A 26,243-nucleotide genomic window follows, 5' to 3' on the forward strand; every position below is an offset into this window, starting at 1 on the left:
TTTTCCTGATAGCGTATTTCATCTTACACTCTATGATGGGCGTCCTTCTCAATTCGCGGAAAAAGCTTACCTGTTGTTGTGTACATTTGATTGGCATCTAGAAGTTAAACTCCCGCCTTCTCATGTAGAGCCAATACGCAAGATAGCGGATGCAGCTGGGAACACACTTCCCAGGCTGACTCCCGCCGCGCGACAGCTTCTCGGACGCGTAACCAATGGAGACATTAAGGCTGAATCACTTCTTCGGATAGGCGATGACGTCAGGCTAGAATTGCTCAGGCTGACCTGTTATGAACTCCATTCTATGGTCATGCCAAGCAGCCCTGAAGTTGGCAAAGGAATCGTACACAATCATGGACGAACTCCACCGATGGCTCAAGGTGAGCTATGGTCTTTTTTCGATTTGATTCGGGACTCGGGGGTCTTAAAGCCACGGGAGGCCGTTAATCGTGATCACCGGCGGAATGGTCTGTACATAACGCCTCCAGAAATAGCGAGTGACATGGTTGCATGCGCGCATGCGCTTTTGCCAAGCCAAAGTTACCCCATTGACTTTGGAGATCCGGCAGTCGGCTCTGGAATATTCGTCGCAGCACTAGTCGGGGAATTCAATAGGGGGGACATACGTTCGGCTATTGGGGTTGAGGCCGACGAACGGCGTTCGGCACTTACCGCTGAGCGTTGGCGCCACATCGGCCTCGAAGTGAACTCCGACGATTTTGTCGAGAGGATACTGGGTGACGCTGGGGATGTGAATGGTGCTTGGCTAGCGCAGAAGCGAAATCTCGTCATTGCGAATCCGCCGTATGTACGCTCACAAGGGCTGGATGCAGCCAGAGTTTCTCATTGGAGATCTGCTTCTGGGGGCAAAGTCGGTCTAGTCCCCGACGCAAGAAGCGACCTATACGTATATTTTATTTTCGCTGCCCACACCTGGCTGGAGGCCGGAGGTGTAGCTATGTGGCTTCTGCCTACTGAATTCATGTTTACGCGGTATGGGCAGGTGCTCAGAAAGTACTTGCTTGAGAAGGTTGATCTCATTCGGGTCCATGTGTACGGTGGTCCATCGCAGTTTTCGAATGCTCGAGTGTCTTCCTGTGTGGTGCTCTATCGGAAATCACATCCACAGTCGACCGGAAGTGTTGCGTTTACACAGGGGGGCACGCTGATGTCACCGGTCGAACGCGTTTCTGTGCCGTGGCGGGACCTGAATGCAGAAGGAAAATGGCAACGCATATTCCAGAGTTCTTTGCAGCCGGTGGGGACAAAGACTCTGGTTACGATCGGCGATCTATTCGTCGTACGGCGCGGTATCGCGACAGGGGCAAACCGATTCTTTGTCATTTCGCAAGAGTTAGTCGATGCGCTGCAGATACCGGCCAGATGGCGAAAACCCGTACTTCCAAAAGCTTTCCTGATCCCGAGTGGAGTCATTGAAGCAGATAATCAGGGAAATCCGGGAAACATTCCTTTCTCCTGGTTGATCGATTGTGATGCTCATATGGCCGAGATAGCAGCTGAAGCCCCTTTCTTTGCGGAATATCTAAAGGAAATCGAGATGGAGGTTGGGGACCGGGAACTAGTGCGGCGTCGCAAGCCTTTCTATCGTCAAGAAGCTAATAGGCCGCCACGTTTCGTTTTTACCTACATGGCCAGGCAGAACAGTGTCGGCAAGAGGTTCCGCCTCAACCGCAGCAACGCGGTGGCGTTGAACAACTATCTCTGCCTCTACCCGCTGGCCGGAGTAGAAACTTGGCTAGCGGCTTCCGTGGCAAATGAACTTTTGCTACTCGACGCGCTTCGGTCCGTTGGCAATACGGCACTTAAGGCGAACGGGCGCGAGTACTCTGGCGGTCTTATAAAGCTAGAGCCCCGCGAATTGCGAGACTTGTCACTTGCGGTAGTTCCATTGGGCCTGATTGAGGCTTTGACCTGAAGCGATTCACCGGGGATTTCGAGGTCGGCCTACGCTGAACGACATGCTCACCGAACTCGTTGCGCTGGACGGCGGGTCGTTCCGGATGGGGTCGACGCAGTTCTATCCCGAAGAGGCGCCGGTGCACACCGTCACCGTCACGCCGTTTGCGATCGAGCGGCACCCGGTGACCAACGCGCAGTTCGGCGCCTTCGTGTCGGAGACGGGCTATCGCACGGTCGCCGAGATCGCACCCGACCCCGCGCTGTTCCCCGGCGCGGCCGCGGCGGACCTGGTGCCCGGGGCGCTGGTGTTCCGGGCCACCAGCGGCCCGGTGGACCTGCGTGACTGGCGGCAGTGGTGGGACTGGATACCCGGCGCGAACTGGCGACATCCGTCCGGCCCGGAAAGCTCCATCGAGGGCAGGTCCGAGCATCCGGTGGTGCAGGTGTGTTACACCGACGCGGTGGCCTATGCCCGATGGGCCGGCCGTCGCCTGCCGAGCGAAGCGGAGTGGGAGTTCGCAGCGCGCGGCGGGGCGACGACGACCTATCCGTGGGGTGACGAGGCCGCCCCCGGGGGACGGCTGATGGCCAACACCTGGCAGGGCCGGTTTCCGTACCGCAACGACGGCGCACTCGGGTGGGCGGGCACCTCGTCCGTCGGGGTGTTCCCGCCGAACGGCTACGGGCTCGTCGACATGATCGGCAACGTGTGGGAATGGACGACCACCCGCTTCACCGGTCGCCATCGGCTGGGCGCCCCCGCCGCGGCCTGCTGCGGACCGCAGGCTCCCGACCCCTCGATCAGCCAGGCACTCAAAGGCGGTTCGCACCTGTGCGCCCCGGAGTACTGCCACCGGTACCGGCCCGCTGCGCGCTCCCCGCAGAGCCAGGACACCGCGACGACGCACATCGGGTTCCGCTGCGTGGCCGACGGGTGAATTCGGCGCGCTAACGGACGTTGAGCGGGCGTGCGCGCGCCGGTTTCGCGGGTTCGCGAAGCGTGCGGTGCCCGACGAGCACGACCGCAAACGTCACCGCGGACGCCAACGCCAGCGGTACGGCGAGGTGGACTTTCAGCAACAGTGCGCCGGCCACCGCGCCGAGGAATATCACCACGATCGCCACCAGCCTGCGGTTGAACAACGCCCCCGGGTAACCCTGAACCCAGGTCTCACCGGCCAGGCCGGCCAGCGTGGACGTGACCACGACAGTGGTCATGTCCCGTACGGCCAGCGCGCGGGCCACCATCGCCTGCTGTCCCATCACCGCGGCGGTGGCGGTGGCGAACACGATCTGGCCCTGCGCTCCGGGCAGCGGGTCGGCCAGCGCGGCGATCGCCAACCCGGCGAGCACCAGCCCGCCGATACCCAGCAGCGTGGTGATCCGCACCTGCCACCCCGGCGGCATGCCCCGCAAAACCAGGCCGGCGACCCATGCCGCGGCGGTGAACCCGGCCAGTGCAATCGCCGGACCCAGCACCGGAAGGTCGTCGGCCCCGGCGACGCCCATCCCGAGGATGACGATGTTGCCGGTCATGTTGCCGGTGAACACCCGGTCCAGGCCGAGAAAGCCGACAGCGTCGACCACGCCGGTGACGAACGTCAGGGCCACCATCGACGCCAAAGCGATTCGCGGCCGAGCGAATTGGTGCCCCACGGGTCAGAACACCAGGATCGCGAACACGGTGCTCAGGATCAGTCCGGCCATCACCGGAAGGAAGCACTTGCGCGCCAGCGTCAGAACGGGGACGCGGGCGAAGCCGGCAACCGCGATCAGCGACGACCACGCCACCAGCGTGCCACCGCCGGACCAGATGTTCCCCATCTGGCCGATGGCGGCCAGGGTGGCGGGATCCATGTCGACGGCGGGACCCAGCGCACCAGCCAGCGACCCCGTCAACGGCAACCCGCTGAAACCCGAACCATCCAGTCCCGCAACGATTCCGACCAGGAGGACGCCGAAGGCGAGCACGATGGGATTGGGCGTGATGTGGGACTGCGCCACGTTGATGAGGTCGAACAGGAAGGCGGGTCCGGCCACATCATCGGGCAGGCCCATGATGGGGCCGGAGAAATCGCCGTTGCCGATGAAGAAGAAGCCCGCGATAGGCAGCACGATGCCCATCGCCTTGAAGGCGAACACCAGCCCATCGACGATGTGGGCGGACGAACTCTCCAGGAAGTCACGCTTGTCGTTGGTCAGACAGGCGGCGAACATCAGCAGCGCCGCGATACCGCCGACGATGCCGGCGGCGTCGCCTCCTTGCAGCGGCGGAACCAGCGAGGTGAACTTGCCCAGCAGCAAGTACACGATGAACACCAGATACGCGGTGGGGACTATTGTCGCAAAAGTTCTGGCGGCCAATGATTTCGGAGATTCCGGTGCCTCCGGCGCCGCCAGTTCCATCGTGGCGGTGCCCGTGGCCGGGCGGCCCGGGCCGGCCGTCACCGAGGATCCGCCCGGCACACCAGTTCCCGTCGGGCCGGGGTCCGCCTCGGGGGCGTCCCCGCCGCTGCCGGTGATGCCGAACTTGTCCGCCTTGTTCTCCCAGGCGGCGAGCAAATCCGGTGACGGCTTCTGCCAGGTCCGGCGTTGCATCACATAGGTGATGACCAACGCGGTGACACCGACGATCAGCGACAGCGCCAGCGACTTGTCGGCGACGCTGTCGGTGTCGACGCCGGCGGCGGCCGCCGAGATGCCTGGGGCGACTTTGATGATGTAGTCCGAGGACAACGCCATCCCCTGCCCGGCGATGGCGATCACCATGCCGACCGACAGCGGACTCAGCCCTGCGCGGATCGCCACCGGGATCAGCACCGCACCCACCAGCGGGACCGCCGGCGTCGGCCAGAAGAACAGCGAGATCACGAAGGTGACCACCGCAAGCACCACGAAGCTGCTTGTCCCCGCGCGCATGACGTGCCGGAACGGGGTCACCATCAGCCGGTCGGCGCCCATCTCGCGCAACGCCCCGAGCATCGCGGTGACCAGCGCGATGATCAGGAAGATGTTGAACAGCTCCTGGGCGGCGACCAGGCTGGCGTTGAAGATCGAGGACAGCCCGGTGATGATGCTGCCGGAGAAAGCCCACGCCGTCAGCATCGTCGCGGCGACCGCCGGGACGACGATGTTCTTGCGCAACGCCATCGTGATCAGGATGACGACGATGCCCGCCAGATATATCCAATGTGCGGCGCTGAGTTGTGTATCCATCAACGGTCTTTCGTTGCAACTGCTCGTGGGCTGTGCAGTTTGATGCTGGAATGCTCGGCGCACACTCGGCCCGGGTCAACGACCAGAGTGCACACCGGTGGACAACTCTGCATGTGCAATGTGCTCCGAGCTTGTCCTCGAGGTGTCCGGGCGTTTCGTCTGCGTAACGATCCGCGTGTCGTGACCGCGCTCACCCGGTGCATGGTGCCCAACTGCACTCGGGATCTCTGTGCATGTTGGCCCGGACGGGCGCTGCCGTCGGGTGCCCCCGAATGGCACAGTTGCCCACGATGACTGATACCGACAGCCGGACCGACGCCGGATCCGCGGCGGCGGGTGGTGACGGCACCCCGCTGGCGCTGGCAGCGCTGATGGCCGGAACGCTGGTCGGCACGGTGAGCAACAACGTGGTCAACGTGCCGCTGCCGGCCATCCTCGCCGAATTCGACGCCCCGCTGGGCAGCGGGGTGTTCGTCGTCGTCGGTTTCCTGCTGACGTTCACCGCCACCATGCCGCTGGTCGGCTGGATCGGCGACCGCTTCGGCAGACGCAGGGTGTACTGCGTCGCGCTGGTGGGCACCGCGGTGTGCGCCATCGGAGCCGCGACGGCCCCGTCGCTTCCGCTGCTCATCGCGTGGCGCTGCGCAGGCGGCGCTGTCGCGGCTGCCTTCGCGCCCGCAGTCATGGGGCTGCTCACCTGGTTGTTCTCCGGGGAACGCCGGGGGCGGGCGGTCGGGGTGTGGGCCTCGGTGAACGGGATCGGACAGGCCGTGGGGCCGACGATGGGAGGGTTCATCGCCGACGCCGCGGGGTGGCGATGGGTGTTCGTCCCGCTGGTGCCGGTGGCGTTGGCCGGCTTGATCGGCACCATGCTGCACATCCCGGCCTTCCCCGGGTTGCGGATCCCGTTCGACGTCGCCGGTGCGGTTGCGTTGACCGTCGGCTCCGGCGCGCTGATTCTCGGGGTCGCGCTGATCCCGCAGCCCGGAACCTGGGTCGCAGTGATCAGCCTCATCGGGGCGGCAATGGTGATACTGGCCGGTTTCGTCTGGCACAGTCTGCGCACCGACGCACCGTTCGTACAGGTGCGGCTCGTCGCCGAGACGCGGTTCGCCCGTAGCTCGTTGGCGGCGTTTGCGCTGATGTTCAGCCTGGGTGCCACTCTGCTCGCGGTGCCGTTGTTCGTCGTGGACAGTGGGCGATCCACCTCGACTGCGGGGCTGGTGCTGCTGGCCGTGCCCGCGACGATGGTGGTGCTCGGACCGCTCGTCGGGCGATACCAGGACCGCCTCGGGCCCCGCCGGGTGTTGCGCACCGGGCTGACCCTGCTGACCGCGGGACAGCTCGCACTGGCGGTCGCCGTGTCCGGCCGGATCACCGACGAGCGGCTGGAGACGGCGTTCCTGGTGGGCATGCTGGTGGTTACCGGCGTCGGCATCGCGCTCGTCCAGACGCCGGCGGCCACCGGGGCGACGCGGTCACCGGCAGGCGCGCAGGGGACCGGGCTGGGGTTGTACAACCTGATCAGGTTCAGCGGTTCGGCGGTGGGAGCCGCATGGGTGGCGATCGCACTCGACGTGGCCACCTACCCGGTGGTGTTCACCGTTGCCGCCGGCGTCGTGGTACTCGGATTGGTGAGTTCGTTCCTCGGCCCGGATCCGCAGCCGCTGCCACGCTGAGGCTCAGCGGAAGCTGGCTTCCCTTTCGACGGCGGAGCGCACCTCGGTGAGCATGTCGAGCCGGATGGCCAGCCACGCGGTGAACTGATGCTCCGGGAGCCTGATGTCCAGTCCGATCGAGCGGGAGACGCGATCCAGCTTGGCCAGCATGGTGTTCCGGTGGACGCTGAGGGCCCGCGCGGTCGCGTTGACGTTACCGCCGTGGGCGAGGTAACCGGTCAGCGTCTCCAGCAGGTCGGGTGCCGCACGCAGCGGCCCGAGGATGTCGCGCAGCAGCGCCCGGGTGTGTTCGGTGTCGGCGATGTCGGCCAGCACCGTGAAGCTGCGCAGCTCGTGATATGCGGTGGCGCCGTTGCGTCCCAGCCGGCGGGCGATCCCCAGTGCCACGCGTGCCTCGCGGTAGCTGTCGGACACCTGGGTCGCGCCGCGGGCAGGCCGGCCGTACGCGACGGCGACCGGTGCGCCGCGGCGTTGCTCGAGCTCGACGGCCATCGCGTCGGCATAGTCGGTCATCTCGGCCCGCAACTGCTGGTTGGTCTCTCCGCGCAGTGATCGCACGACGACCAGGATGTCGCCGATGACCGTGACGTAGGAACGCACCGACGGATCGGGGGCGACTCCTGCGGCATAGCGCGCCAGCCGCACCATGCTCGCGGCGGGGTTGTCGACCCCGCGGGGGAGCACACCGGGTGCGACGAAGACGCCGAACCGGGTGTCGATGTCGATCTCGTGGTACTCGGCCCGCGCCCGCATGTCATGCTCGCTGGAGAAGCTGCCGTGCACCAGCGCCTGCACAAAATCGCCGCGGGCGCGTTCCTCGGCCTCGTCCACGCTGTGCTGGCGCAACATCTCCGACCCGATTATGGCGGTGGCCTGTTCGGTGATCACCACATGGCGGGCAACGTCGTGCACGCCCGGCTCCGGGGTCGGAACCAGCACCAGCACCCATCCTTCGAAGGCTTTGCCGAGCCGGATCGCACTGGCGATCGCCGTCCACGTGCAACCGTTCGGCCCCTCGACCGTGTCCACGCGGGTCTCATGACCGGCGGTCCGCCGCGCCGCCGGCAGCCCTTCGGCCAGCTTCGGCCGGATTGACGCGACGATCACGTCGGCGGCCTCGGCGCCGAGGCCGTTCTCGGCGACCACGTTGCCGCGGGCATCGAGCGCCACCGCGGGATTGCGGGCCAGGTTGGACACTTCGCGGATCAACATCTGCGAGCCCGCGCCACGGTGGAAGAGCCCGGCCAGCGAGGCGTGCACATGCGTGGAGTAGCGCATCACGTGCACTTCCTGGCTCAGCGCACGTTCGGCGAGCAGACGGTTCAGCGCGGCGAAACCGACCGGGAAGCCCATCTCGATGATCACCAGCCCACTGGGCAGCCCCGACTGCGGGAAGTCCGCCGGCACAGTCCCGTCCACCAGCAGCGTGGTGGCGCCGCGCGCCGCCAGCGCGGTGAGCGTGCCGTGGTTGCCCAGCAGCGCCTGCGGTCGGGTGTAGACCGCCACCCCGTCGAGTGGATCGGGCCGGGAGAGGACCTCGGCCAGCGGCAACACCCAGACCAGCTCCAGGTGCAGACGATCGCCGCCTGCGATTACCCGGGCCTGGGCCATCAGCGATTCGTCGAGCAACCCCGCGACGGTCATCCGATCGTCGTCGTTTCTCGAAGGTGACATCTTCACCTGTCCCAACTGCGCTGATGCGCGGAATTCGGCGTCCGTACATCGAATACACCGAAGTGTTCACCCCACACTATGTGCAGATTGACCATTGAGGCGACCTGAAACAGGTCAATGTGACCCTGCCGTCAGGTTCGGCGCCTTGATAGACATTGCTGCGAGGCATCGTTTCGAGCCCGACATTCCCGAATCCACAAGCGAGGCAACTACATGCATCAGATTCACCGGATCACCCTCGACGACGCACTGCCCCTGCTGGCCGCCGGCCGCGCCAAGGCGGAAGAGATCGGCGTCAAACAGACGCTGTGCGTATGCGACGACGGGGGCAACGTGCTTGCCCTGCATCGCCTTCCGGGTGCCCGGTTGACGGGTGTGGACATCGCGATCGCCAAGGCCTTCACCGCGGCCGGCCATGAGCGCGCCACCCACCTGTTCAACGAGGCGCCGGACGGACCAGCGTTGCCGGGTAACGAGGCCTTCGGCATCAGTCACATGCTGCCGGGTAAGTTCGCGATCTTCGTCGGCGGCTTCCCGCTGGTGTTCGACGGCCAGATCGTCGGCGGGGTGGGCATCAGCGGCGGTAACGGCACACAGGACAAGGCGGTGGGCGCGGCGATGCTCGCCGAGTTCGAGACGCTGACGACCGCCGTCGCCCGGCGCTGACAGCTCATGTGCATCTTGACCGGTCCGGGCGCCCACCGCTGGTGATTGTGTACCTGGTCGGCGTACCTCCGACTGGCTAACGTCGAAGGTGCACAGTCGAATTGGACTCGGCAGGAAGTACCGACCTCCGCATCGGAGCGGAAACCTCACTACGACAAACGATCTCGTCAGAAACTGACGTCGATCTGAAAGGGCTGAACAGATGACCGAACTACTGGGCCGCGACGAGTTCCGCGCGGAGCTGGAGAACGCCATCAAGGGCCGCGAGGCGAAGAACGCGTCGTTCTCCAAGGCTTGGGCCGAGGGCCGGCTGCAGCGACATCACTTCGCGCGGTGGGCCGAGAACCACTTCCACTACGTCGGGCCGTTCGCCGACTACCTGGCCAACATCTACTCCAACACCCCCGACGAGTTCACCGGCGCCAAGGACTTCACGCTGCAGAACATGTACGAGGAGGAACTCGCCGACATCCGGCACACCGACCTGTTGATCAAGTTCGGCGAGGCGTGCGGCACCACCAAGGAACGGATCGAGGACCCGAACAACATGAACGCCATCACCCGGGGACTGCAGTCCTGGTGTTACGCGGTGTCCCAGCGCGAGCACTTCGTCGTGGCCACCGCGGCGTTGGTGGTCGGGCTGGAGTCGCAGGTGCCTAGCATCTACACCAAGCAGATCGTCCCGCTGCGTGAGGTCTACAAGTTCACCGAGGACGAGATCGAGTTCTTCGACCTGCACATCACCTCCGACGTGGTGCACGGCGAGCGCGGCTACCAGATCGTGCTCGACCATGCCGACACCCCGGCACTGCAGCAGCGCTGCCTGCAGATGGTGCGGTGGGGCGCCGAGATGCGGTTTTCCTACACCAAGGGTCTCTACGACAGCTATGTGGCCGCCGAGCTGGAGCCCGCCCTCGTCTGATCGTCTGGATTTCGGCGTGGTTTCGACCGCCCATCGGTCGAAACCACGCCGAAGTCGCCGGAAGGAGCCGTCATGACCGCGGACTGGGTAGCGGTTGCCACCACCAAGGAGCTGAGCCGGCGCCGCAAACTGCGGGTCGAACTCGACGGCGTGGCCATCGCGTTGTTCCAGGCCCAGGATCGGGTGTACGCCTTCGCCGATCTCTGTGTGCACCAGGATCGTTCGCTGTCCCGGGGGACCCTTCTGCACGGCAAGGTGATCTGTCCCGGCCATCAGTGGCAGTTCGACCTGGAGACCGGCTACGAAGCCGATCAGGACCGCTGCCAACCCGTCTACCCGGTGCGCGTCGACGAGAGCGGCACCGTCTACGTGAACCCGACACCGCGGGAGTCACCCCTGCACACCGGAGAGGAGGCGCGGGCATGACCCGTCGCACCTACGTCACGATCGGCGCCGGCCAGGCGGCCGCGGTCGCTGCCCGCACACTGCGCCGCCGCGGATTCGACGGCCGCATCGTGCTCATCGGCGACGAGCCGCATCCCCCGTACCAGCGACCGCCACTGTCCAAGGAATTCCTCGCCGGTGTCGACGGGGAGGACTCCCTGTGGATCCTGCCGCCGAAGTGGGTGGCCGACAACGACATCGACATCGTCACCGGCGCTTCGGTGGCGCGGGTGGATACCCTCTCCGGCGCCGTGGAGCTGGATGGGGGTGCGCCGGTCGCGGCCGACGCGGTGTTGTTCGCCACCGGCGGGAGCGCGCGACGGCTGACGGTGCCCGGGCCGCGGCCGGACCTGGTGCACTACCTGCGCACCCTGGAGGATGCCCGACGGCTGGCGCCGCTACTGACACCGGGACGCCGGTTGGCGCTCATCGGCGGCGGTTTCATCGGGCTCGAGATCGCCGCCACCGCGGCATCGTCAGGTGCCGCGGTCACGGTCGTCGAGACAGACCCGGTACCGCTCGGCCGAATCGTCGGGCCACAGATGGGGGAGTTGGTCGCGCAGCTGCACCGTGACAACGGTATCGACATCCGCTGCGGTGCCCCGGTCTCCGGGGTGCGCACCACCGCCGAAGGCGTGCTCATCGACATCGAGGGCGCGGCGGCGCCGGTGGAAGCCGACGCGGTGGTGGTCGGCATCGGGATGGTGCCCAATGTCGGCACCGCCATCGCGTCGGGGCTGCAGGTGGACAACGGCATCGTCGTCGACGCCGCGGGCCGCACGTCGGTCCCCAACGTCTACGCCGCCGGTGACGTCGCCCGGCGGTTCTCCGCACGGGCCGGCAGGCACGTACGACTGGAGCACTTCGACAACGCGAGCCGCCAGGGTGCCGCGGTGGCCCACGCCATGCTCGGCAGGGACGCCGTCTGTGACGAACCGAACTGGTTCTGGTCGGACCAGTTCGGCCGCAACCTCCAATTCGTCGGAACGGCACGCGGTGAGCCGGTCATCCGGGGCGATCGTGACACCCTCGAGTTCACCGCTTTCTACTTCGACGGCGGAACCCTGTGCGGAGCCTTCACCGTCGAGCGGGGCGAGGACATCGCCGCGGCCCGGGAACTGCTCGGCCGCACAGTCGACGCGTCCACCCTGTGCGACGACGACGTCGATCTGTTCGATCTCGTGTACGACGAAGAACCGGAGCTGGAAGCGCAGGTACGGACATGATCGAAGGTGCGAACTTCATCGACGGAAGCTGGGTGCCGGCAGTCTCCGGCCAGACCTTCACCAGGCGCAACCCGGCTGATCCGGCCGACGTCATCGGCACCTTCCCGGCCTCGGGACCCGACGACGTCCGCATTGCGGTCGACGCGTTGGACAAGGCGGCGCCGGAGTGGGCGGCGACTTCGCCGGAGCGGCGGGCAGCGATCCTGGAGTCTGCTGCGATGCAACTGGAATCCCGGTCGGCCCAGCTGATCGGTGAACTGGTGCGCGAGGAGGGCAAGACCACCGCCGAGGCCACCATGGAGGTCAGCCGGACACCGGCGAACCTGCGGTTCTACGCTGCGGAAGCGACCCGGTGCGCCGGCGCGACCTACCCTGCCGCCGGCGAGACGTTGCTGTACACGATTCGCGAGCCGGTCGGCATCGTCGGCGCGATCACCCCGTGGAACTTCCCGCTGAACATCCCGTCCCGCAAGCTGGGGCCCGCGTTGGCCGTCGGAAATCCCGTGGTGTTCAAGCCGTCTGAGGTCACCCCGCTGATGGGCCAACGGCTGGTCGAGGCACTGCTGGCCGGGGGGCTGCCTGCCCAGGCGATCGCGCTGGTGCAGGGCGCAGGTCCGGCAGGCGCGGCGGTGGCCGGCGACGAGCGCGTCGCGGCGTTGACGTTCACCGGCTCGACCCGGGTCGGCCGGCTGCTGCACGGCCAGGTGGGCCCGCACCGCCGGGTGCAGCTCGAGATGGGCGGCAAGAACCCGGTGGTCGTGGCCGACGACGCCGATCCGGATCGGGCTGCGGCACTGATCGTCAAGGGCGCGTTCGGCCTGTCCGGCCAGGCGTGCACCGGGACCAGCCGGGTGATTGCCACCGCGGCGCTGCACGACGCGGTGCTCGAGCGCGTCGTCGCCCGGGCGCGGGCCCTGCGGGTGGGGCCCGGCGCAGCGGCCGACGTGGACATGGGTGCGCTGGCCAACGCGGAGCAGTTGCAGAAGTTCACCGACTACGTACGCATCGGCACCGACGAGGGGGCCACGCTGTGCTGCGGCGGCGACACTGTGACCGTTGCCGGTAGTCCCGGTGGTTTCTTCGTCCGCTCCGCAGTGTTCAGCGACGCCGAACCGCACATGCGGATCGTCACAGACGAAGTGTTCGGTCCACTGCTCGCGTTCCAACGTGCCGGCTCACTCGACGAGGCGATCGACCTGGCCAATGCCACCGAGTTCGGGTTGTCGGCTGCCATCGTCACCGGCGACCTCGCCGTCGCGCAACGCTTCGCCAGGACTTCCCGCAGTGGGCTGGTGAAGATCAACCAGCCCACCACCGGGATGGCGATGAACGCGCCCTTCGGCGGCTACAAGTCATCGTCCACCGCGACGTTCAAGGAGCAGGCCGGTGCCTCGATGATGGAGTTCTACCTCAATGAGAAGACGGTCTACCTCAACCCCGTCGCCTGACGGCCCGAAGAGAATGCGGAGTACGGCAATGGAATTCGTTCGTGTGGCTCGGTCGGGCCAGGTCCCCGAAGGGATCGTGCGGCGGTTCTACGCCGGCGAGCACGAGTTCGCCGTGGCCCGGCTGGGCGGCAAGGCCTACGCGACGTCGAACTACTGCACGCACCTGGACTGCCTGCTGTCCTCGGGCAAACTCCGCGATGATGGCATCGGATGCTCCTGTCACGGTAGCGCTTTCGATCTCGAAACCGGCGAACCCATCAGCCCACCGGCCACCGAACCCATCAAGACCTTCCCCGTGGAGGAACGTGACGGTGAGATCTTCGTCGGGGTGCGACCCGGTGAGGCGCCAGCGGGCCCGACCCGGCGGATGCGCCGGGAACTCTGATGACCGAAGGGATTCGGCCGGCGACGCTCTCAGTCGGCGCGATGGTCAGCAGCAGCCACCCGGCTGCCAGCCTCGCCGGGGCACGGGTCCTGGCCGACGGGGGTAACGCGATCGACGCCACGCTGGCAATGGCGTCGATGACGTGGCTGACCCTGCCCGGGCAGTGTGGCATCGGTGGCGACGCGTTCGCGATCGTCCGCGAACCCGACGGCCGGGTCTGGACGATCAACGGCTCCGGCTTCGGACCCGACGGCGGGACCTCGGAATTCTACACGGCGCGAGGGATTTCCAGCATTCCACTGGACGGGCCGCTGGCGGTGGCGGTGCCTGGAGCGCCCGCCGCTCTGGCCGCACTGCACATCGGTGGCGCCACCAGGGCGCTGACCGAGTTGTGGGAGCCGGCGGCCCGCGCAGCCGAGGACGGTTTGCCCTGTTCGGCACGCACCTCCGGAGACGTCGCGACCGCGCTGGCTGCAGTGCGCGCCGACCCCGGGCTGTCACAGGTGTACACCCGCACCGGCGCCGCTCCTCATCTCGGGGCCAGGATGGCCAACCCGCAGTTGGCCGGATCGATCCGGTCCTTGGCCCGCGACCCCGGCGGCTTCTACACCGGGGAGTTCGGCCACCGGGCCGTGTCCGCGTTGCAGGCCGGTGGCGCACCGTTCAGCGGTGACGAATGGGCCGCCGGTGGCGTGATCAGTCCGGAGCCTGCGATCACCGGGCGCTACGCCGGTGCCGTCGTCCACCAGACCCCGCTGCCGACTCCGGGCTGGATGGTGCTGCAGCAGGCCGCCCTGTGTGATGCCGAGGTGGGTTTCCACGGCTGGATGTCGCTGCCGGCGATCGACCGGCTGGCCCGCGCGGCGCGGCTGGCGTTCACCGACCGGCTTGCGCTGTGCGGCAGTCAGAACGACGGCGCGCACTACGTGCTGGAACCCGAACGGATCGAAGCCCAGCGTCATGACCTCGACGAGCGACGTGAGAAGTGGGCGCCGATCGAGGTCGCCGCCGGCGACACCACGTCGACGGTCGCCGTCGACGCCGACGGTCGCGCCGTCAGCTTCATCCACTCGCTGGCCTTCACGTTCGGCGCGAGGTTCACCGTGCCGGGGACCGGGGTGGTGCTCAACAACCGCCTGGGCCGCGGCGCCTACCTGATTCCCGGACACCCCAACGAGGTGGCGCCGCGCCGGAAACCGCTGCACACCCTCAACGCCTGGATCGTCACCGACGACAACGGTGCGCTGCTGCACGTCGGCAACACCCCGGGGGGCGACGGCCAGGTGCAGTGGAACATGCAGATGCTCTCGCACCTGCTCGATCACGGCCTGGACCCGGCAGAGACGGTCTCGGCGCCCCGATTCACGGTCTTCCCCGGATCGGATGCCGACGTGCTCGGGGCAACGGCAGAACTGCGCGTGGAGGAGACCCTGGCTCCGACACTGCGTGCGGAGCTGTCGGCCGTCGGACACCACGTGGTGGTTCAGCCAGCCCTCGGGGGAGGCGGCAGCGCACAGGTCATCTCCCGCGACGAGCGTGGGATCCTCAGCGGCGCAGCCGATCCGCGGCAAGAAGGGATCGCGCTCGGTGTCGACTGACCCCGGACCGCCCGCGCCGCAGGGCGATTACGTGCCGGCGATCTGCCACGGCGGGGTCATCTACACCGCGGGCATGACCCCGCGGCGAGACGGCGTCCTGACGGTGACCGGTGTGGTGGGGCGGACCCTGACCGCGGCGCAGGCGCGTGCGGCCGCGGGCCTGGCCGCGACCAATGCCCTCGCGGCCGCCAGATCGGTCCTGCCGCGGGACTCGACCGGGCTGCGCTGTCTGCAGATGACGATCTACGTCGCGTGCACGGCAGAGTTCACCGAGGCTTCGATGGTGGCCGACGGCGCCTCCGAGGCGATCACGGCGGCGCTCGGCGCCGGCGCCTTGCCGGCCCGCAGTGCCATCGGGGTATCGGCGCTGCCGTCCGGCGCGCCCGTCGAAGTGCAGCTGGTTGCCGCTGCGCTGGAGAATGTGCACAGGGCGTGACGACATCATGTGTGCGCTGTGGTCATTGCCGGGAGATCCACGGTTGGAAAGACTCTCGCCAACTGCGGTTCATCCCGGTTCGTCCGGCGTCGAGCCGCTCCCGATTGGATGGTGATGTCTGTGTCGATCGCTCACTGGATGTACCTGCTCGGCCTCGTGGCACTGATCGCGACCGTCGTCGCCAAGAGAAACGTCATCGCGCCGGCGATGATCGCAACATTTCTCACGGGGGTGGCCTACTCCGGGAGCGTCACCACGGGCCTGGGCGCAGTGTTCAATGCGGCCATCATCGGCACCCGTGAGCTGCTGCCGATCTTCATCATCATCGCTCTGGTCACCGCGATGCTCGGCGCGGTCCGCAACGCGGGCGCCGACACCATCATGATCCGGCCGTTGCGCGGCTTGTTCCGCAACGGTCACATCTCCTACCTGGTGCTTGCGGTGGTGACGTTTCTGCTGTCACTGTCGTTCTGGCCCACCCCGGTGCTGCCGTTGATCGCGGCGATCCTGCTGCCGGCGGCCGTGCGGGTCGGCCTACCGCCATTCGGGGCCGCGCTGGCCATCGCCATCGCCGGTCAAGGCATGGCACTGAGTTCGGATCTGGTCATGGGTGTGGCACCGGCACTCTCTGCCGAGGGGGCGGGGGTCTCCGCGAGCCTCATCGCCAACCGGGCGACGATCATTGCGCTGATCGCAGGCGTGGTGGCGTTGACGATCGCCTACCTTCGCGACGTCCGCACCAAGATGCTCGATCCCGTCGCCGCCTCGGAGGTGACGCTACCCGTCGCAGAAGCTTCCGCCGGTCCGGTCGGACCGATACAGTCCGCCACCGAAAGCGGTTCCGGTGCTGGCGATTCGGTTGCCGTTCGGGTACGCACCGGCGAGTCGACGTCGCCGACCACGAAGGCGCGGCTCATCGCGATCGCGGTGCCCGCCCTGTTCGCTGTCTTGCTGGCCTACATGCTGTTGGGCCGCTTCACGCCGTGGATCCCGAACGTCGACGAGGGACTCGGGGCGCCACTGGTGGGCGGGGCCGCCGCGCTGGCGCTGGTGGCCATCAGCTTCCTGGACGGTCGCAAGAGTTGGCTGGGCGACGTCGGAGAGCACTTCACCGATGGCATCACGTTCGCGTTCCGGTCGATGGGGATGGTGATCCCGGTCGCGGGGTTCGTCTACATGGGGCTGTCGGACTATTCCGGGGCCATCCTCGACCTGCCGCCGGATGCGCCCGCTCCGGGCTTCCTGATCGACGCGGTCGCCTCGGTGCAGCCACTTATCCCGCAGATACCGGTGTTCGCTGCGTTTGCGATGCTGCTGATCGGCATGGTGATCGGCCTCGACGGCAGTGGCTGGCCGGGATTGCCGTTCACCGGGTCGTTGGCCGCATCGCTCGGTGAGGGTTCGGGCGCCGACGTCGCCACGCTTGCTGCGATCGCCCAGAACGGGGCCAGTTGGACCGGCGGCGGCACCCTGGTCATCTGGTCGTCGCTCATCGTCGTCGCCGGCCTCACCGGTGTCTCGGTGATGGACCTGGCGCGGCGACTGTTCGTGCCGGTGGTGTGCGGGCTCGTGGTGGCCACCTCGGTTGTGTCGATAATGCTGTTGTGAACGGCGCAACGAACGGCAGCGTGCCCGCGGGCGCGACGGTGGTCGAAACGGCCGCGCGTGTCCGCTCGGGCGACGTGAGCGCCAGTGATGTTGTGAGCAGGACACTTTCGCTTGTCGAACAGCTCAACGCCGACCTGAACGCGTTTGTCCACATCGACACCGAATGGGCGCTCGAACTGGCCCGTGACATCGACGCCAAGGTGGCACGCGGCGTCGACCCTGGTCCGTTGGCGGGCGTGCCGATGGGTGTCAAGGAACTACAGGCGGTCGCGGGATGGCCCTGTGCGATGGGCAGCACGCTGTACTCCGACCGGATCGCCGACCACACCTGCACGCTGGTGGCGCGGGCCGTCGCTGCCGGTGCGGTGCCGATCGGCGTGACCGCATCGCCGGAGTTCGGCCGCGCCTCCTACACCGCGTCGGCGCTGCACGGCGTCACCCGTAACCCGTGGAACACCGATCTGACACCCGGCGGATCCAGCGGAGGGTCTGCGGCCGCGGTAGCCGCCGGCATGGTGCCCATGGCCACCGGGACCGACGGCGCCGGCTCGATCCGTATCCCTGCCTCGTACTGCGGGCTGGTGGGTTTCAAGGCCACTTACGGGCTGGTTCCGCGCGGTCCGCGGCATCGGGGGGTCGCCGACAACGACCACTACGGGGTGCTGACCCGCACCGTCGCCGACACCGCCCGGTTCCTGGACTGTGTGTGCGGAGTGGACGATTACGACCGGGCCTCGCTGCCCGCCCCGCCGTTCCGCTACGAGGACCGGCTTTTCGCAACGGATCTGAGCGAGCTGCGGGTGGCCTTCACGCCGACACTTGGAAACGCGCCGTGTGATCCGCGGGTGGCGGCCGTCACCGAGTCGGCGGCGGAGATGTTCATCGCAGCGACCGGTGCCCGCCGGGTGCCGGTAAACGTGACGGTCGATGCTGCGTGCGGGACGGCCTTCCGCGCCTTGTCGGCACCGGAGGTCTACGGCCAGGTCCGCGCTGCGCTCCCCGGGCGCGACATGCACCCGTCGGTGCGTCGCTACGTCGAGGCAGCCGAGGCGCTGGGCCCGGACGCGCTCGTGCACGCTCATGAAACCCGCGCGGCCTTGGTGGCCGAGATGGCCGTGGCGTTCGAGGGTTTTGACCTGCTGCTCACCCCAGCCACGCAGGTTCCTGCGTTTCCGGCCGAGGGACCGATGCCGACCGAGATCGCGGGCCAACCCGTGGATCACTGGGGCGCGCTGGCGGTCACGTTTCCGTTCAACCTGACCGGTCAGCCGGCGATCTCGGTCCCCGCGGGACGCGTCGGCGGGGCGCCGGTGGGACTGCAGATCGTCGGCCGGCGGCACGCTGACGCGCTGGTGCTGGCGGCGGCCGCGGCGTTCGAAGGCATGGCCTGACCGATAACTGCAGGTCGCCACGATTTGGAGCATTCCAAGAGCTCACCTAGTATATGGGGGTTGCCTTGGGCAGACCTCGGTTGTCTTTCGCAGATGACCCTGCGTGCTCTTCGGTGACAAAGACCGCGTACGTCAGGGTCGGTAATCCTGCGTGCATACAGAATAACCAGGTCAAGGAGATCGAGTGATTCAGCAGGAATCGCGTCTCAAGGTCGCCGACAACACGGGCGCCAAGGAGATCTTGTGCATCCGCGTGCTCGGCGGATCGGGGCGGCGCTACGCCGGCATCGGTGATGTCATCGTCGCGACCGTGAAGGACGCAATCCCCGGCGGCAACGTCAAGCGCGGCGACGTCGTCAAGGCCGTGATCGTGCGCACCGTCAAGGAGCGCCGTCGCGCCGACGGCAGCTACATCCGGTTCGACGAGAACGCCGCCGTCATCATCAAGCCCGACAACGACCCGCGCGGTACCCGCATCTTCGGGCCGGTCGGTCGCGAATTGCGCGAGAAGCGCTTCATGAAGATCGTCTCGCTCGCCCCGGAGGTGTTGTAGATGAAGGTCCGCAAGGGCGACACGGTGCTCGTGATCTCGGGCAAGGACAAGGGTGCCAAGGGCAAGGTCCTGGTGGCTTACCCGACCCGCGACAAGGTGCTCGTCGAGGGCGTCAACCGGATCAAGAAGCACACCCCCGAATCACGCACGGAACGCGGTGCGTCCTCCGGCGGCATCGTCACCCAGGAAGCGCCGATCTCGGTGAGCAACGTGATGGTGATCGATTCCGACGGAAAGCCGTCCCGCGTCGGCTACCGCAAGGATGACGAGACCGGCAAGAACGTCCGGATCGCCAAGAGCAATGGCAAGGATCTGTGAAATGACCACAACTGAGAAGGCCCTGCCGCGCCTCAAGCAGCGCTACCGCGAGGAGATCCGCGAGTCGCTGCAGAAGGAATTCGGCTACGCCAACGTCATGCAGATCCCCGGCGTGGTCAAGGTCGTGGTGAACATGGGTGTCGGCGACGCCGCCCGTGACGCCAAGCTGATCAACGGCGCGGTCAACGACCTCGCCCTGATCACCGGGCAGAAGCCCGAGGTCCGCAAGGCCCGCAAGTCGATCGCGCAGTTCAAGCTGCGTGAAGGCATGCCGATCGGCGCCCGGGTCACGCTGCGCGGCGACCGGATGTGGGAGTTCCTCGACCGGTTGACCTCGATCGCGCTGCCCCGTATCCGCGACTTCCGTGGCCTGAACCCCAAGCAGTTCGACGGCACCGGCAACTACACCTTCGGGCTGAACGAGCAGTCGATGTTCCACGAGATCAACATCGACGACATCGACCGGCCCCGTGGCATGGACATCACCGTCGTCACCTCGGCGACGACCGACGACGAAGGACGAGCGCTGCTGCGGGCGCTGGGCTTTCCGTTCAAGGAGAACTGAGCAGATGGCAAAGAAGGCTCTGGTCAACAAGGCCAACAAGAAGCCCAAGTTCAAGGTGCGTGGCTACACGCGCTGCAACAGGTGCGGCCGTCCGCACGCGGTGTTCCGCAAGTTCGGCCTGTGCCGGATCTGCCTTCGCGAGATGGCGCACGCCGGCGAACTGCCCGGTGTGCAGAAGTCCAGCTGGTAAGACAGTCGACCCCCAAACTTCAACTCCAATAACAGGTTGCGGTAGGCCTCCCGAAATCTTCTCGGAGGAACCGCCGCGAGAAAGGTGAACCGGCTGTCATGACCATGACGGACCCGATCGCAGACTTCCTCACACGTCTGCGCAACGCCAATTCGGCGTACCACGACGAAGTGACCCTGCCGCACAGCAAGATCAAGGCCAACATCGCCGAGATCCTCAAGGCAGAGGGTTACATCACCGACTTCCACACCGAGGATGCCCGCGTGGGCAAGGCGCTTGTGGTGCAACTGAAGTACGGCCCGAGCCGGGAACGCAGCATCGCCGGCCTGCGCCGGGTCTCCAAGCCCGGCCTGCGTGTGTATGCAAAATCCACCAATCTGCCGCGGGTGCTGGGTGGCCTCGGCGTGGCGATCATCTCCACGTCGTCGGGGTTGCTCACCGACCGCCAGGCATCACGACAAGGCGTGGGCGGCGAAGTCCTCGCGTACGTCTGGTAGCGGGGAGGAACAGGCAATGTCACGTATTGGAAAGCAGCCGGTTGCGATTCCCACCGGAGTGGACGTGACCATCGATGGTCAGAAGGTGTCCGTCAAGGGCCCCAAGGGCACGCTGGAACTCGCTGTCGCAGAGCCGATCACGGTGTCCCGCGACGACGACGGCGCGGTCGTGGTCACCCGTCCCGACGACGAGCGGCGCAATCGCTCGTTGCACGGGCTGTCCCGGACCCTGGTGGCCAACCTGGTCACCGGTGTCACCGAGGGCTACACCACCAAGATGGAGATCTTCGGCGTCGGCTACCGCGTGGTGGCCAAGGGCAACACCCTGGAGTTCGCGCTGGGTTACAGCCACCCGGTCGTGATCGAGGCTCCCGAGGGCATCACCTTCGCGGTCGAGACGCCCACCAAATTCTCGATCTCGGGGATCGACAAGCAGAAGGTCGGACAGATCTCGGCGAACATCCGCCGCCTGCGCCGTCCCGACCCGTACAAGGGCAAGGGCGTTCGCTACGAGGGTGAGCAGATCCGTCGCAAGGTCGGAAAGACGGGTAAGTAGACATGGCTACCAACACCAAAGAAACCGTGCGCAAGCCGGTGGGACAGAACATCTCCGAGGCGCGGCGCAGGTCGCGGCTGCGGCGGCATGCACGGTTGCGCAAGAAGGTCTCCGGCACCGCGCAGCGGCCCCGCCTGGTGGTCAACCGTTCGGCGCGGCACATCCACGTTCAGTTGGTCGACGACTCCGAAGGCGTCACGCTGGCCGCGGCGTCGTCGATCGAAGCCGACGTGCGGGCCGTCGACGGGGACAAGAAGGCTCACAGCACTCGGGTCGGGCAGCTCATCGCCGAGCGCGCCAAGGCCGCGGGCATCGAGGAGGTCGTCTTCGACCGCGGTGGGTACACCTACGGCGGACGGATCGCGGCGCTGGCCGATGCCGCGCGCGAAGGCGGGTTGAAGTTCTAGATGACGATTCCCAATAAAAACGGAAGGAATGCATGATGGCCGAGCAGGCTGTTGGAGCCGGCGGGCCCTCGAGCACAGGAGGCCGCGACGGCAGAGGAGCGCGCTCCGACGACCGTGGAGGCCGCAGTGGCGGCCGCCGCGATGACCGTGGTGGCGGCCGTGGCCGCGACGGCGGTGACAAGAGCAACTACATCGAGCGCGTCGTCGCGATCAACCGCGTGTCCAAGGTGGTCAAGGGCGGCCGCCGGTTCAGCTTCACCGCGCTGGTGATCGTCGGCGACGGCGCCGGCATGGTCGGTGTCGGATACGGCAAGGCCAAGGAAGTTCCCGCCGCGATCGCCAAGGGTGTCGAAGAGGCCCGTAAGGGCTTTTTCCGCGTTCCGTTGATCGGCGGCACTGTCACACATCCCGTTCAGGGAGAGGCGGCAGCCGGGGTGGTCATGCTCCGCCCGGCCAGCCCGGGTACCGGTGTCATCGCCGGTGGCGCCGCGCGTGCCGTACTGGAATGCGCCGGGGTGCACGACATCCTGGCCAAGTCGCTGGGCAGTGACAACGCGATCAACGTCGTGCACGCCACCGTCGCCGCGCTGAAGCTGCTGCAGCGTCCCGAAGAGGTCGCGGCTCGCCGCGGCCTGCCGATCGAAGATGTAGCGCCCGCGAGGATGCTCAAGGCCCGCCGTGAGGCGGACGCCCTGGCCGCCAGCGCAGCGCGTGAAGGAACGGCATAACCACCATGGCTGAACTCAAGATCACCCAGGTGCGCAGCACCATCGGTGCGCGCTGGAAGCAGCGGGAGTCCCTTCGGACGCTCGGTCTGCGCAAGATCCGCCAGTCCGTGGTCCGGGAGGACAACTCCCAGACCCGTGGACTGATCAAGACCGTCCACCACCTGGTGACGGTTGAGGAGGTCTGAGATGACGATCAAATTGCACGATCTGCGGCCCGCACCGGGCTCGAAGACCGCCAAGACCCGCGTGGGTCGCGGCGAAGGTTCCAAGGGCAAGACCGCCGGCCGCGGCACCAAGGGCACCAAGGCGCGTAAGAACGTCCCCGCGACGTTCGAAGGTGGCCAGATGCCGATCCACATGCGGCTGCCGAAGCTCAAGGGCTTCAAGAACCGCTTCCGCACCGAGTACGACGTCGTCAACGTCGCCGACATCAGCAAGCTGTTCCCCAACGGTGGCACCGTCGGTGTCGCCGAGTTGGTGGCGGCCGGCGCGGTGCGCAAGAACACGTTGGTGAAGGTTCTCGGCGACGGCAAGCTGGCCGTCAAGGTCGACGTCACCGCCAACAAGTTCAGCGCGACTGCCCGCGAGAAGATCACCGCCGCGGGTGGAACCGCCACCGAACTCTGATCGCACTGCTCCTACAGAGAACCCCCGCTTCGGCGGGGGTTCTTTGCATCAGCCGCCGTAACGCGTCGCGCGTCCGGCGCGATTAGACTCTGCGTACACCCATCGAGGAGAACCCCCAATGATCAGTGACCGACGTGCCGTCGCCGCAGCGATGGTCGCCGCAGGATTCTCCCTGTTCGTCGCCGCAGCCCCCGCCCATGCCGACACCCCCGATGAACGGTTCACCCAGGCGGTGAACACCCTGGGCATCCAGGTGGCACCCGACACCGACCTCCCGGCGGTGGGCAAGCAGGTGTGCGGGATGTTCGCGTCCCAGGTGGTGACCAGTGTGAACCCGGTGCCGGCGGTGCGCGGTGTCGTGACCACGCTGCAGGACAGCGGAATCAACCGTGACCAGGCGGTTGGTCTGATGCGGGCCTCGGTCGGCATCTACTGCCCGCAGTACGCGCGGTTCATCGGACGTTAGGGGAGCGACGCCGCGTCGGTAGGCTCGATCCATGTTCTCCTTCCTGACCGACGTACCTGGGCTCGACGACGTGCGGGCGCTGGCCCGCAAGGTCGACACCGCCCGCCACCACGGTGTGCCGGACGGCTGCATCCTCGAACTCGATCTGCAGTCGGTGCCCCAGGAGACCGGCGGATTCGACCCGCTGATGCTGATCAATGCCTCCGGCAGGCCGCTGCTGCTGCGGGAGACCGTCGAGGCCATCCATCGCGCTGCCGAAGACCCGCGGGTCGCCGGCCTGATCGCCCGGATCCAGATCCCGGCGGCCTCACCCGGACCGGTTCAGGAACTGCGCGAGGCGATCGTGGCGTTCACCGCCCGCAAGCCGTCGGTCGCCTGGGCCGAGACCTACCCGGGCACGTTGTCCTACTACCTGGCATCGGCTTTCGGCGAGGTGTGGATGCAGCCCTCGGGCACCGTCGGGCTGGTCGGGTTCGCCACCAGCGCACTGTTCCTGCGCGACGCCCTGGCCAAGGCCGGCGTCGAGGCGCAGTTCGTCGCCCGTGGCGAATACAAGTCGGCGGCAAACGTTTTCACCCAGGACGGCTACACCGACTCGCACCGGGAGGCGGACAGCCGCCTGGTCGAGAGCCTGCACGCACAGGTGTGGGAGGCGGTGGCGGCCTCGCGGGGTATCGAGACCGCCGCGCTGGACGCACTGGCCGACAAGGCGCCACTGCTGCGCGACGCTGCGGTGACCGGGGGGCTGGTCGACCGCATCGGGTTCCGCGACGAGGCCTATGCGCGGATCGCGCAGCTCGGTGGGGGCGACGCGGGATCCGATGCCGCGTCCGATGCCGAAGGTGACGATGCGCCACCGAGGCTGTTTCTGGCGCGCTACGCGAAGTCCAAGGGGCCGTCGGTGTCGCTGCCGGGCCTCAAGGGGCGGCCGACGATCGCGGTCGTCACGTTGGCCGGTCCCATCGTCAGCGGGCGGGGCCGGCAGATGTCTCCGTTGGGCTCGCCCAGCGCCGGTGGCGACACCATCGCCGCCGCGCTGCGCGAAGCGGTGGCCGATGAGGACGTCTCGGCGATCGTGCTGCGGGTGGACAGCCCCGGTGGTTCGGTGACCGGGTCGGAGACCGTGTGGCGGGAAGTCGTCCGTGCCCGGGCCGCCGGGAAGCCCGTGGTGGCGTCGATGGGGGCGGTCGCCGCTTCCGGGGGCTACTACGTCTCGATGGCCGCGGACAAGATCGTCGCCAACCCCGGCACCCTCACCGGTTCCATCGGTGTGGTCACCGGCAAGCTCGTCGCCCGTGAGCTCAAGGGGCGCCTCGGGGTCGGGTCCGACAGCGTGCGCACCAACGCCAACGCCGATGCCTGGTCGGTCGACGCACCGTTCACCGACGAACAGCACGCACAGGTGGTGGCCGAGGCGGACCTGTTCTACACCGACTTCGTGCAGCGGGTGGCCGACGGCCGGGACCTGACCGTCGAGGAGGTCGAAGGGGTGGCCAGGGGCCGGGTGTGGACCGGAGCCGACGCGGCCGAGCGCGGTCTGGTCGACGAGCTCGGCGGCCTGCGCACCGCGATCCGCCGTGCCAAGGTCCTCGCCGGGGTGGACCCCGACGAGAAGGTGACCGTCATGAACCTGCCGGGTTCTTCGTTGCGGGACATGTTGCGGCCCAAGCCCTCCTCGCAGCCCGCCGCGGCGTCGCTGCCCGACGCGGTCGGGGCGCTGCTGGTGGCGTCGGTGGCCGGGGCGGTCGACGGCACCCAACGCTCGCTGAGCGGCACCAACGCACTGTGGCTCGGCGGCTGGCGGTTCTAAGTCGCCAGCCGCGCGCTGACGTAGACGATCTCGCCGAGAACGTCGTCGTCCTCGGTGGTCGGCACGGCGAGTCCGAAGTGTCGCAACAACTCGTCGCGCGGTGAACCGGTTACCTGCCAACCGCTTTCGCGCAGGTATTCCATCACGTGGCTGCGTCGGCCTGCGTACACCAGCGAGGCCATGTCGATCTCGAGACCGTGGTCGGCCAGCGGCGCCGTCATCTCGCGGGCCTTCTCGGCATCAAAATCCAGGATGCCCGGCGCGTACTCGGTGCCGACCGTGCTGCCCGCCGCAGACAGGCCGGTGATCAGGTCGAACAACCGGTCCTGGGCTTCGGGAGGCAGGTAGATGAGCAACCCCTCGGCGAGCCAGGCGGTCGGTTGTGATGCGTCGAATCCCGCGTCCTGCAACGCAGTCGGCCAATCGTCACGCAGATCGATCGACACCGTCCGCCGTGTCGCGGTCGGTTCGGCGCCGAGGTCGGCCAACGTCTGTGACTTGAAGGCGATCACGTCGGGTTGGTCGATCTCGTAGACCACGGTGCCGTCCGGCCACGGCAACCGGTAGGCCCGTGCGTCGAGCCCGGAAGCCAGGATGACCACCTGGCGCACCCCATCGGCGGTCGCCGCGGTCAGGTAGTCGTCGAAGAACCTGGTGCGCACCGCCATCGCGTCGATCATCTTCTGCATGCGTTCGGGTGAGCTGCCCGGGATCTGCGACAGGTCGAGCTCGCCGTCGAGCATGCTGGTGAAGAAGTGCAGACCCACCGCCCGGACCAGGGGAGCGGCGAACGGATCGTCGATCAGCCCGCGCGGATCGGCGGACGCGATCGCCCGCCCGGCGGCGACCATCGTCGCCGTGGCGCCGACGCTGGAGGCAAGATCCCAGGTGTCGCCGTCGCTGCGGGTCATCG

General features: G+C 67.1%; 29 protein-coding genes. 25 read left to right on the forward strand and 4 right to left on the reverse strand.

The genetic code is table 11. From position 1 onward, the window contains the following. Nucleotides 1–370 precede the first annotated feature (370 nt). Entirely contained in the window at nt 371–1,936 is a 1,566-nt protein-coding gene (locus BEMPMBAN_RS11855; protein WP_272952236.1) for an Eco57I restriction-modification methylase domain-containing protein, read from the forward strand. 43 nt (nt 1,937–1,979) lie between these two features. Next, complete coding sequence (locus BEMPMBAN_RS11860) at nt 1,980–2,858, forward strand: formylglycine-generating enzyme family protein (protein ID WP_159230579.1); 879 nt, start codon at nt 1,980–1,982, stop codon at nt 2,856–2,858. 10 nt (nt 2,859–2,868) lie between these two features. On the opposite strand, the gene BEMPMBAN_RS11865 is transcribed toward BEMPMBAN_RS11860, so the two are convergent. Both BEMPMBAN_RS11865 and BEMPMBAN_RS11870 read right to left on the reverse strand, forming a co-directional pair. After that, nucleotides 2,869–3,534 carry a YoaK family protein gene (locus tag BEMPMBAN_RS11865; RefSeq protein WP_159230580.1) on the reverse strand — a complete coding sequence of 222 codons (666 nt, stop codon included), beginning with the start codon at nt 3,532–3,534 and terminating at the stop codon, nt 2,869–2,871. A 45-nt stretch (nt 3,535–3,579) separates the two neighbouring features. Next, nucleotides 3,580–5,136: a hypothetical protein gene (locus tag BEMPMBAN_RS11870; protein WP_159230581.1), complete on the reverse strand. Its 1,557-nt coding sequence runs from the start codon at nt 5,134–5,136 to the stop codon at nt 3,580–3,582. A gap of 290 nt (nt 5,137–5,426) precedes the next feature. On the opposite strand from BEMPMBAN_RS11870, the gene BEMPMBAN_RS11875 reads away from it, so the two are divergent. After that, a complete protein-coding gene (locus tag BEMPMBAN_RS11875; RefSeq protein WP_159230582.1) occupies nt 5,427–6,815 on the forward strand; it encodes an MFS transporter in 1,389 nt (462 codons plus the stop codon). 3 nt (nt 6,816–6,818) lie between these two features. Here the strand turns inward: BEMPMBAN_RS11875 and BEMPMBAN_RS11880 are convergent, their stop codons facing one another. Then, nucleotides 6,819–8,489, reverse strand: coding sequence for a PucR family transcriptional regulator (locus BEMPMBAN_RS11880; RefSeq protein ID WP_234897421.1), 1,671 nt, complete (start codon nt 8,487–8,489; stop codon nt 6,819–6,821). Between the two features lie 213 nt (nt 8,490–8,702). Here BEMPMBAN_RS11880 and BEMPMBAN_RS11885 point away from each other — a divergent pair, with 213 nt between their 5' ends. The 22 genes from BEMPMBAN_RS11885 to sppA all read left to right on the forward strand — a co-directional run bounded on the left by BEMPMBAN_RS11885 (nt 8,703) and on the right by sppA (nt 25,330). Continuing rightward, nucleotides 8,703–9,155, forward strand: a complete 453-nt coding sequence (locus BEMPMBAN_RS11885) for a GlcG/HbpS family heme-binding protein (RefSeq protein WP_159230583.1) — start codon at nt 8,703–8,705, stop codon at nt 9,153–9,155. Between the two features lie 202 nt (nt 9,156–9,357). Continuing rightward, the gene (locus BEMPMBAN_RS11890) at nt 9,358–10,077 is read left to right on the forward strand and encodes an iron-containing redox enzyme family protein (protein ID WP_159230584.1); all 720 of its coding nucleotides are present in this window, start codon (nt 9,358–9,360) and stop codon (nt 10,075–10,077) included. Between the two features lie 72 nt (nt 10,078–10,149). Next, nucleotides 10,150–10,503 (forward strand): Rieske (2Fe-2S) protein, encoded by a 354-nt coding sequence (locus BEMPMBAN_RS11895; RefSeq protein WP_159230585.1) that lies wholly within the window; start codon nt 10,150–10,152, stop codon nt 10,501–10,503. Next, nucleotides 10,500–11,747: an NAD(P)/FAD-dependent oxidoreductase gene (locus BEMPMBAN_RS11900; RefSeq protein WP_159230586.1), complete on the forward strand. Its 1,248-nt coding sequence runs from the start codon at nt 10,500–10,502 to the stop codon at nt 11,745–11,747. Before BEMPMBAN_RS11895 ends, BEMPMBAN_RS11900 begins: the two co-directional genes overlap by 4 nt. Then, nucleotides 11,744–13,195 carry an aldehyde dehydrogenase family protein gene (locus BEMPMBAN_RS11905; protein ID WP_159230587.1) on the forward strand — a complete coding sequence of 484 codons (1,452 nt, stop codon included), beginning with the start codon at nt 11,744–11,746 and terminating at the stop codon, nt 13,193–13,195. The genes BEMPMBAN_RS11900 and BEMPMBAN_RS11905 overlap by 4 nt, the downstream gene beginning before the upstream one ends. 28 nt (nt 13,196–13,223) lie before the next feature. Then, nucleotides 13,224–13,580 (forward strand): Rieske (2Fe-2S) protein, encoded by a 357-nt coding sequence (locus BEMPMBAN_RS11910; protein ID WP_159230588.1) that lies wholly within the window; start codon nt 13,224–13,226, stop codon nt 13,578–13,580. Next, complete coding sequence (locus BEMPMBAN_RS32580) at nt 13,580–15,178, forward strand: gamma-glutamyltransferase family protein (protein ID WP_234897422.1); 1,599 nt, start codon at nt 13,580–13,582, stop codon at nt 15,176–15,178. Before BEMPMBAN_RS11910 ends, BEMPMBAN_RS32580 begins: the two co-directional genes overlap by 1 nt. Next, nucleotides 15,168–15,614 carry a RidA family protein gene (locus BEMPMBAN_RS11915; RefSeq protein WP_234897423.1) on the forward strand — a complete coding sequence of 149 codons (447 nt, stop codon included), beginning with the start codon at nt 15,168–15,170 and terminating at the stop codon, nt 15,612–15,614. The genes BEMPMBAN_RS32580 and BEMPMBAN_RS11915 overlap by 11 nt, the downstream gene beginning before the upstream one ends. Before the next feature lie 120 nt (nt 15,615–15,734). Beyond that, nucleotides 15,735–17,222 carry a permease gene (locus tag BEMPMBAN_RS11920; protein ID WP_234897424.1) on the forward strand — a complete coding sequence of 496 codons (1,488 nt, stop codon included), beginning with the start codon at nt 15,735–15,737 and terminating at the stop codon, nt 17,220–17,222. Further along, entirely contained in the window at nt 17,219–18,613 is a 1,395-nt protein-coding gene (locus tag BEMPMBAN_RS11925; protein WP_159230590.1) for an amidase, read from the forward strand. Before BEMPMBAN_RS11920 ends, BEMPMBAN_RS11925 begins: the two co-directional genes overlap by 4 nt. A 184-nt stretch (nt 18,614–18,797) precedes the next feature. After that, on the forward strand, nt 18,798–19,166 hold the full coding sequence (gene rplN, locus BEMPMBAN_RS11930; protein WP_159230591.1) for a 50S ribosomal protein L14: 369 nt from the start codon (nt 18,798–18,800) through the stop codon (nt 19,164–19,166). Continuing rightward, nucleotides 19,167–19,484, forward strand: a complete 318-nt coding sequence (gene rplX, locus BEMPMBAN_RS11935) for a 50S ribosomal protein L24 (RefSeq protein ID WP_159230592.1) — start codon at nt 19,167–19,169, stop codon at nt 19,482–19,484. 1 nt (nt 19,485) lies between these two features. After that, the gene (rplE, locus tag BEMPMBAN_RS11940; RefSeq protein ID WP_159230593.1) at nt 19,486–20,049 is read left to right on the forward strand and encodes a 50S ribosomal protein L5; all 564 of its coding nucleotides are present in this window, start codon (nt 19,486–19,488) and stop codon (nt 20,047–20,049) included. A gap of 4 nt (nt 20,050–20,053) precedes the next feature. Beyond that, nucleotides 20,054–20,239, forward strand: a complete 186-nt coding sequence (locus BEMPMBAN_RS11945; protein WP_011778599.1) for a type Z 30S ribosomal protein S14 — start codon at nt 20,054–20,056, stop codon at nt 20,237–20,239. Nucleotides 20,240–20,337: 98 nt separating this feature from the next. Next, on the forward strand, nt 20,338–20,736 hold the full coding sequence (gene rpsH, locus BEMPMBAN_RS11950) for a 30S ribosomal protein S8 (protein WP_159230594.1): 399 nt from the start codon (nt 20,338–20,340) through the stop codon (nt 20,734–20,736). 16 nt (nt 20,737–20,752) lie between these two features. Continuing rightward, nucleotides 20,753–21,292 carry a 50S ribosomal protein L6 gene (gene rplF, locus BEMPMBAN_RS11955; protein ID WP_159230595.1) on the forward strand — a complete coding sequence of 180 codons (540 nt, stop codon included), beginning with the start codon at nt 20,753–20,755 and terminating at the stop codon, nt 21,290–21,292. A gap of 2 nt (nt 21,293–21,294) precedes the next feature. After that, complete coding sequence (rplR, locus tag BEMPMBAN_RS11960; RefSeq protein WP_159230596.1) at nt 21,295–21,699, forward strand: 50S ribosomal protein L18; 405 nt, start codon at nt 21,295–21,297, stop codon at nt 21,697–21,699. A gap of 35 nt (nt 21,700–21,734) precedes the next feature. After that, nucleotides 21,735–22,427, forward strand: a complete 693-nt coding sequence (gene rpsE / locus BEMPMBAN_RS11965) for a 30S ribosomal protein S5 (RefSeq protein WP_200845953.1) — start codon at nt 21,735–21,737, stop codon at nt 22,425–22,427. A gap of 5 nt (nt 22,428–22,432) precedes the next feature. After that, nucleotides 22,433–22,612, forward strand: coding sequence for a 50S ribosomal protein L30 (gene rpmD / locus BEMPMBAN_RS11970; protein WP_159230598.1), 180 nt, complete (start codon nt 22,433–22,435; stop codon nt 22,610–22,612). A gap of 1 nt (nt 22,613) precedes the next feature. Continuing rightward, complete coding sequence (gene rplO, locus BEMPMBAN_RS11975) at nt 22,614–23,054, forward strand: 50S ribosomal protein L15 (protein ID WP_159230599.1); 441 nt, start codon at nt 22,614–22,616, stop codon at nt 23,052–23,054. 118 nt (nt 23,055–23,172) lie between these two features. Continuing rightward, on the forward strand, nt 23,173–23,520 hold the full coding sequence (locus BEMPMBAN_RS11980) for a DUF732 domain-containing protein (RefSeq protein ID WP_159230600.1): 348 nt from the start codon (nt 23,173–23,175) through the stop codon (nt 23,518–23,520). A 31-nt stretch (nt 23,521–23,551) separates the two neighbouring features. Then, nucleotides 23,552–25,330, forward strand: a complete 1,779-nt coding sequence (sppA, locus tag BEMPMBAN_RS11985) for a signal peptide peptidase SppA (protein WP_159230601.1) — start codon at nt 23,552–23,554, stop codon at nt 25,328–25,330. Here sppA and BEMPMBAN_RS11990 read toward each other — a convergent pair. Continuing rightward, complete coding sequence (locus tag BEMPMBAN_RS11990) at nt 25,327–26,241, reverse strand: class I SAM-dependent methyltransferase (RefSeq protein WP_159230602.1); 915 nt, start codon at nt 26,239–26,241, stop codon at nt 25,327–25,329. The two genes, sppA and BEMPMBAN_RS11990, sit on opposite strands and share 4 nt — an antisense overlap. Nucleotides 26,242–26,243 lie beyond the last annotated feature (2 nt).

The organism is Mycolicibacterium austroafricanum (genome assembly GCF_902705885.1).
GTDB classification, from domain to species: Bacteria; Actinomycetota; Actinomycetes; order Mycobacteriales; family Mycobacteriaceae; genus Mycobacterium; species Mycobacterium vanbaalenii_A.

Coding starts and splice junctions, on each gene's coding strand:
- BEMPMBAN_RS11855 (WP_272952236.1), top strand. CDS start 371: ATGGCTCAAGGTGAGCTATGGTCTTTTTTCGATTTGATTCGGGACTCG.
- BEMPMBAN_RS11860 (WP_159230579.1), top strand. CDS start 1,980: ATGCTCACCGAACTCGTTGCGCTGGACGGCGGGTCGTTCCGGATGGGG.
- BEMPMBAN_RS11865 (WP_159230580.1), bottom strand. CDS start 3,534: ATGGTGGCCCTGACGTTCGTCACCGGCGTGGTCGACGCTGTCGGCTTT.
- BEMPMBAN_RS11870 (WP_159230581.1), bottom strand. CDS start 5,136: ATGGATACACAACTCAGCGCCGCACATTGGATATATCTGGCGGGCATC.
- BEMPMBAN_RS11875 (WP_159230582.1), top strand. CDS start 5,427: ATGACTGATACCGACAGCCGGACCGACGCCGGATCCGCGGCGGCGGGT.
- BEMPMBAN_RS11880 (WP_234897421.1), bottom strand. CDS start 8,489: ATGTCACCTTCGAGAAACGACGACGATCGGATGACCGTCGCGGGGTTG.
- BEMPMBAN_RS11885 (WP_159230583.1), top strand. CDS start 8,703: ATGCATCAGATTCACCGGATCACCCTCGACGACGCACTGCCCCTGCTG.
- BEMPMBAN_RS11890 (WP_159230584.1), top strand. CDS start 9,358: ATGACCGAACTACTGGGCCGCGACGAGTTCCGCGCGGAGCTGGAGAAC.
- BEMPMBAN_RS11895 (WP_159230585.1), top strand. CDS start 10,150: ATGACCGCGGACTGGGTAGCGGTTGCCACCACCAAGGAGCTGAGCCGG.
- BEMPMBAN_RS11900 (WP_159230586.1), top strand. CDS start 10,500: ATGACCCGTCGCACCTACGTCACGATCGGCGCCGGCCAGGCGGCCGCG.
- BEMPMBAN_RS11905 (WP_159230587.1), top strand. CDS start 11,744: ATGATCGAAGGTGCGAACTTCATCGACGGAAGCTGGGTGCCGGCAGTC.
- BEMPMBAN_RS11910 (WP_159230588.1), top strand. CDS start 13,224: ATGGAATTCGTTCGTGTGGCTCGGTCGGGCCAGGTCCCCGAAGGGATC.
- BEMPMBAN_RS32580 (WP_234897422.1), top strand. CDS start 13,580: ATGACCGAAGGGATTCGGCCGGCGACGCTCTCAGTCGGCGCGATGGTC.
- rplX (WP_159230592.1), top strand. CDS start 19,167: ATGAAGGTCCGCAAGGGCGACACGGTGCTCGTGATCTCGGGCAAGGAC.
- rplE (WP_159230593.1), top strand. CDS start 19,486: ATGACCACAACTGAGAAGGCCCTGCCGCGCCTCAAGCAGCGCTACCGC.
- BEMPMBAN_RS11945 (WP_011778599.1), top strand. CDS start 20,054: ATGGCAAAGAAGGCTCTGGTCAACAAGGCCAACAAGAAGCCCAAGTTC.
- rpsH (WP_159230594.1), top strand. CDS start 20,338: ATGACCATGACGGACCCGATCGCAGACTTCCTCACACGTCTGCGCAAC.
- rplF (WP_159230595.1), top strand. CDS start 20,753: ATGTCACGTATTGGAAAGCAGCCGGTTGCGATTCCCACCGGAGTGGAC.
- rplR (WP_159230596.1), top strand. CDS start 21,295: ATGGCTACCAACACCAAAGAAACCGTGCGCAAGCCGGTGGGACAGAAC.
- rpsE (WP_200845953.1), top strand. CDS start 21,735: ATGGCCGAGCAGGCTGTTGGAGCCGGCGGGCCCTCGAGCACAGGAGGC.
- rpmD (WP_159230598.1), top strand. CDS start 22,433: ATGGCTGAACTCAAGATCACCCAGGTGCGCAGCACCATCGGTGCGCGC.
- rplO (WP_159230599.1), top strand. CDS start 22,614: ATGACGATCAAATTGCACGATCTGCGGCCCGCACCGGGCTCGAAGACC.
- BEMPMBAN_RS11980 (WP_159230600.1), top strand. CDS start 23,173: ATGATCAGTGACCGACGTGCCGTCGCCGCAGCGATGGTCGCCGCAGGA.
- sppA (WP_159230601.1), top strand. CDS start 23,552: ATGTTCTCCTTCCTGACCGACGTACCTGGGCTCGACGACGTGCGGGCG.
- BEMPMBAN_RS11990 (WP_159230602.1), bottom strand. CDS start 26,241: ATGACCCGCAGCGACGGCGACACCTGGGATCTTGCCTCCAGCGTCGGC.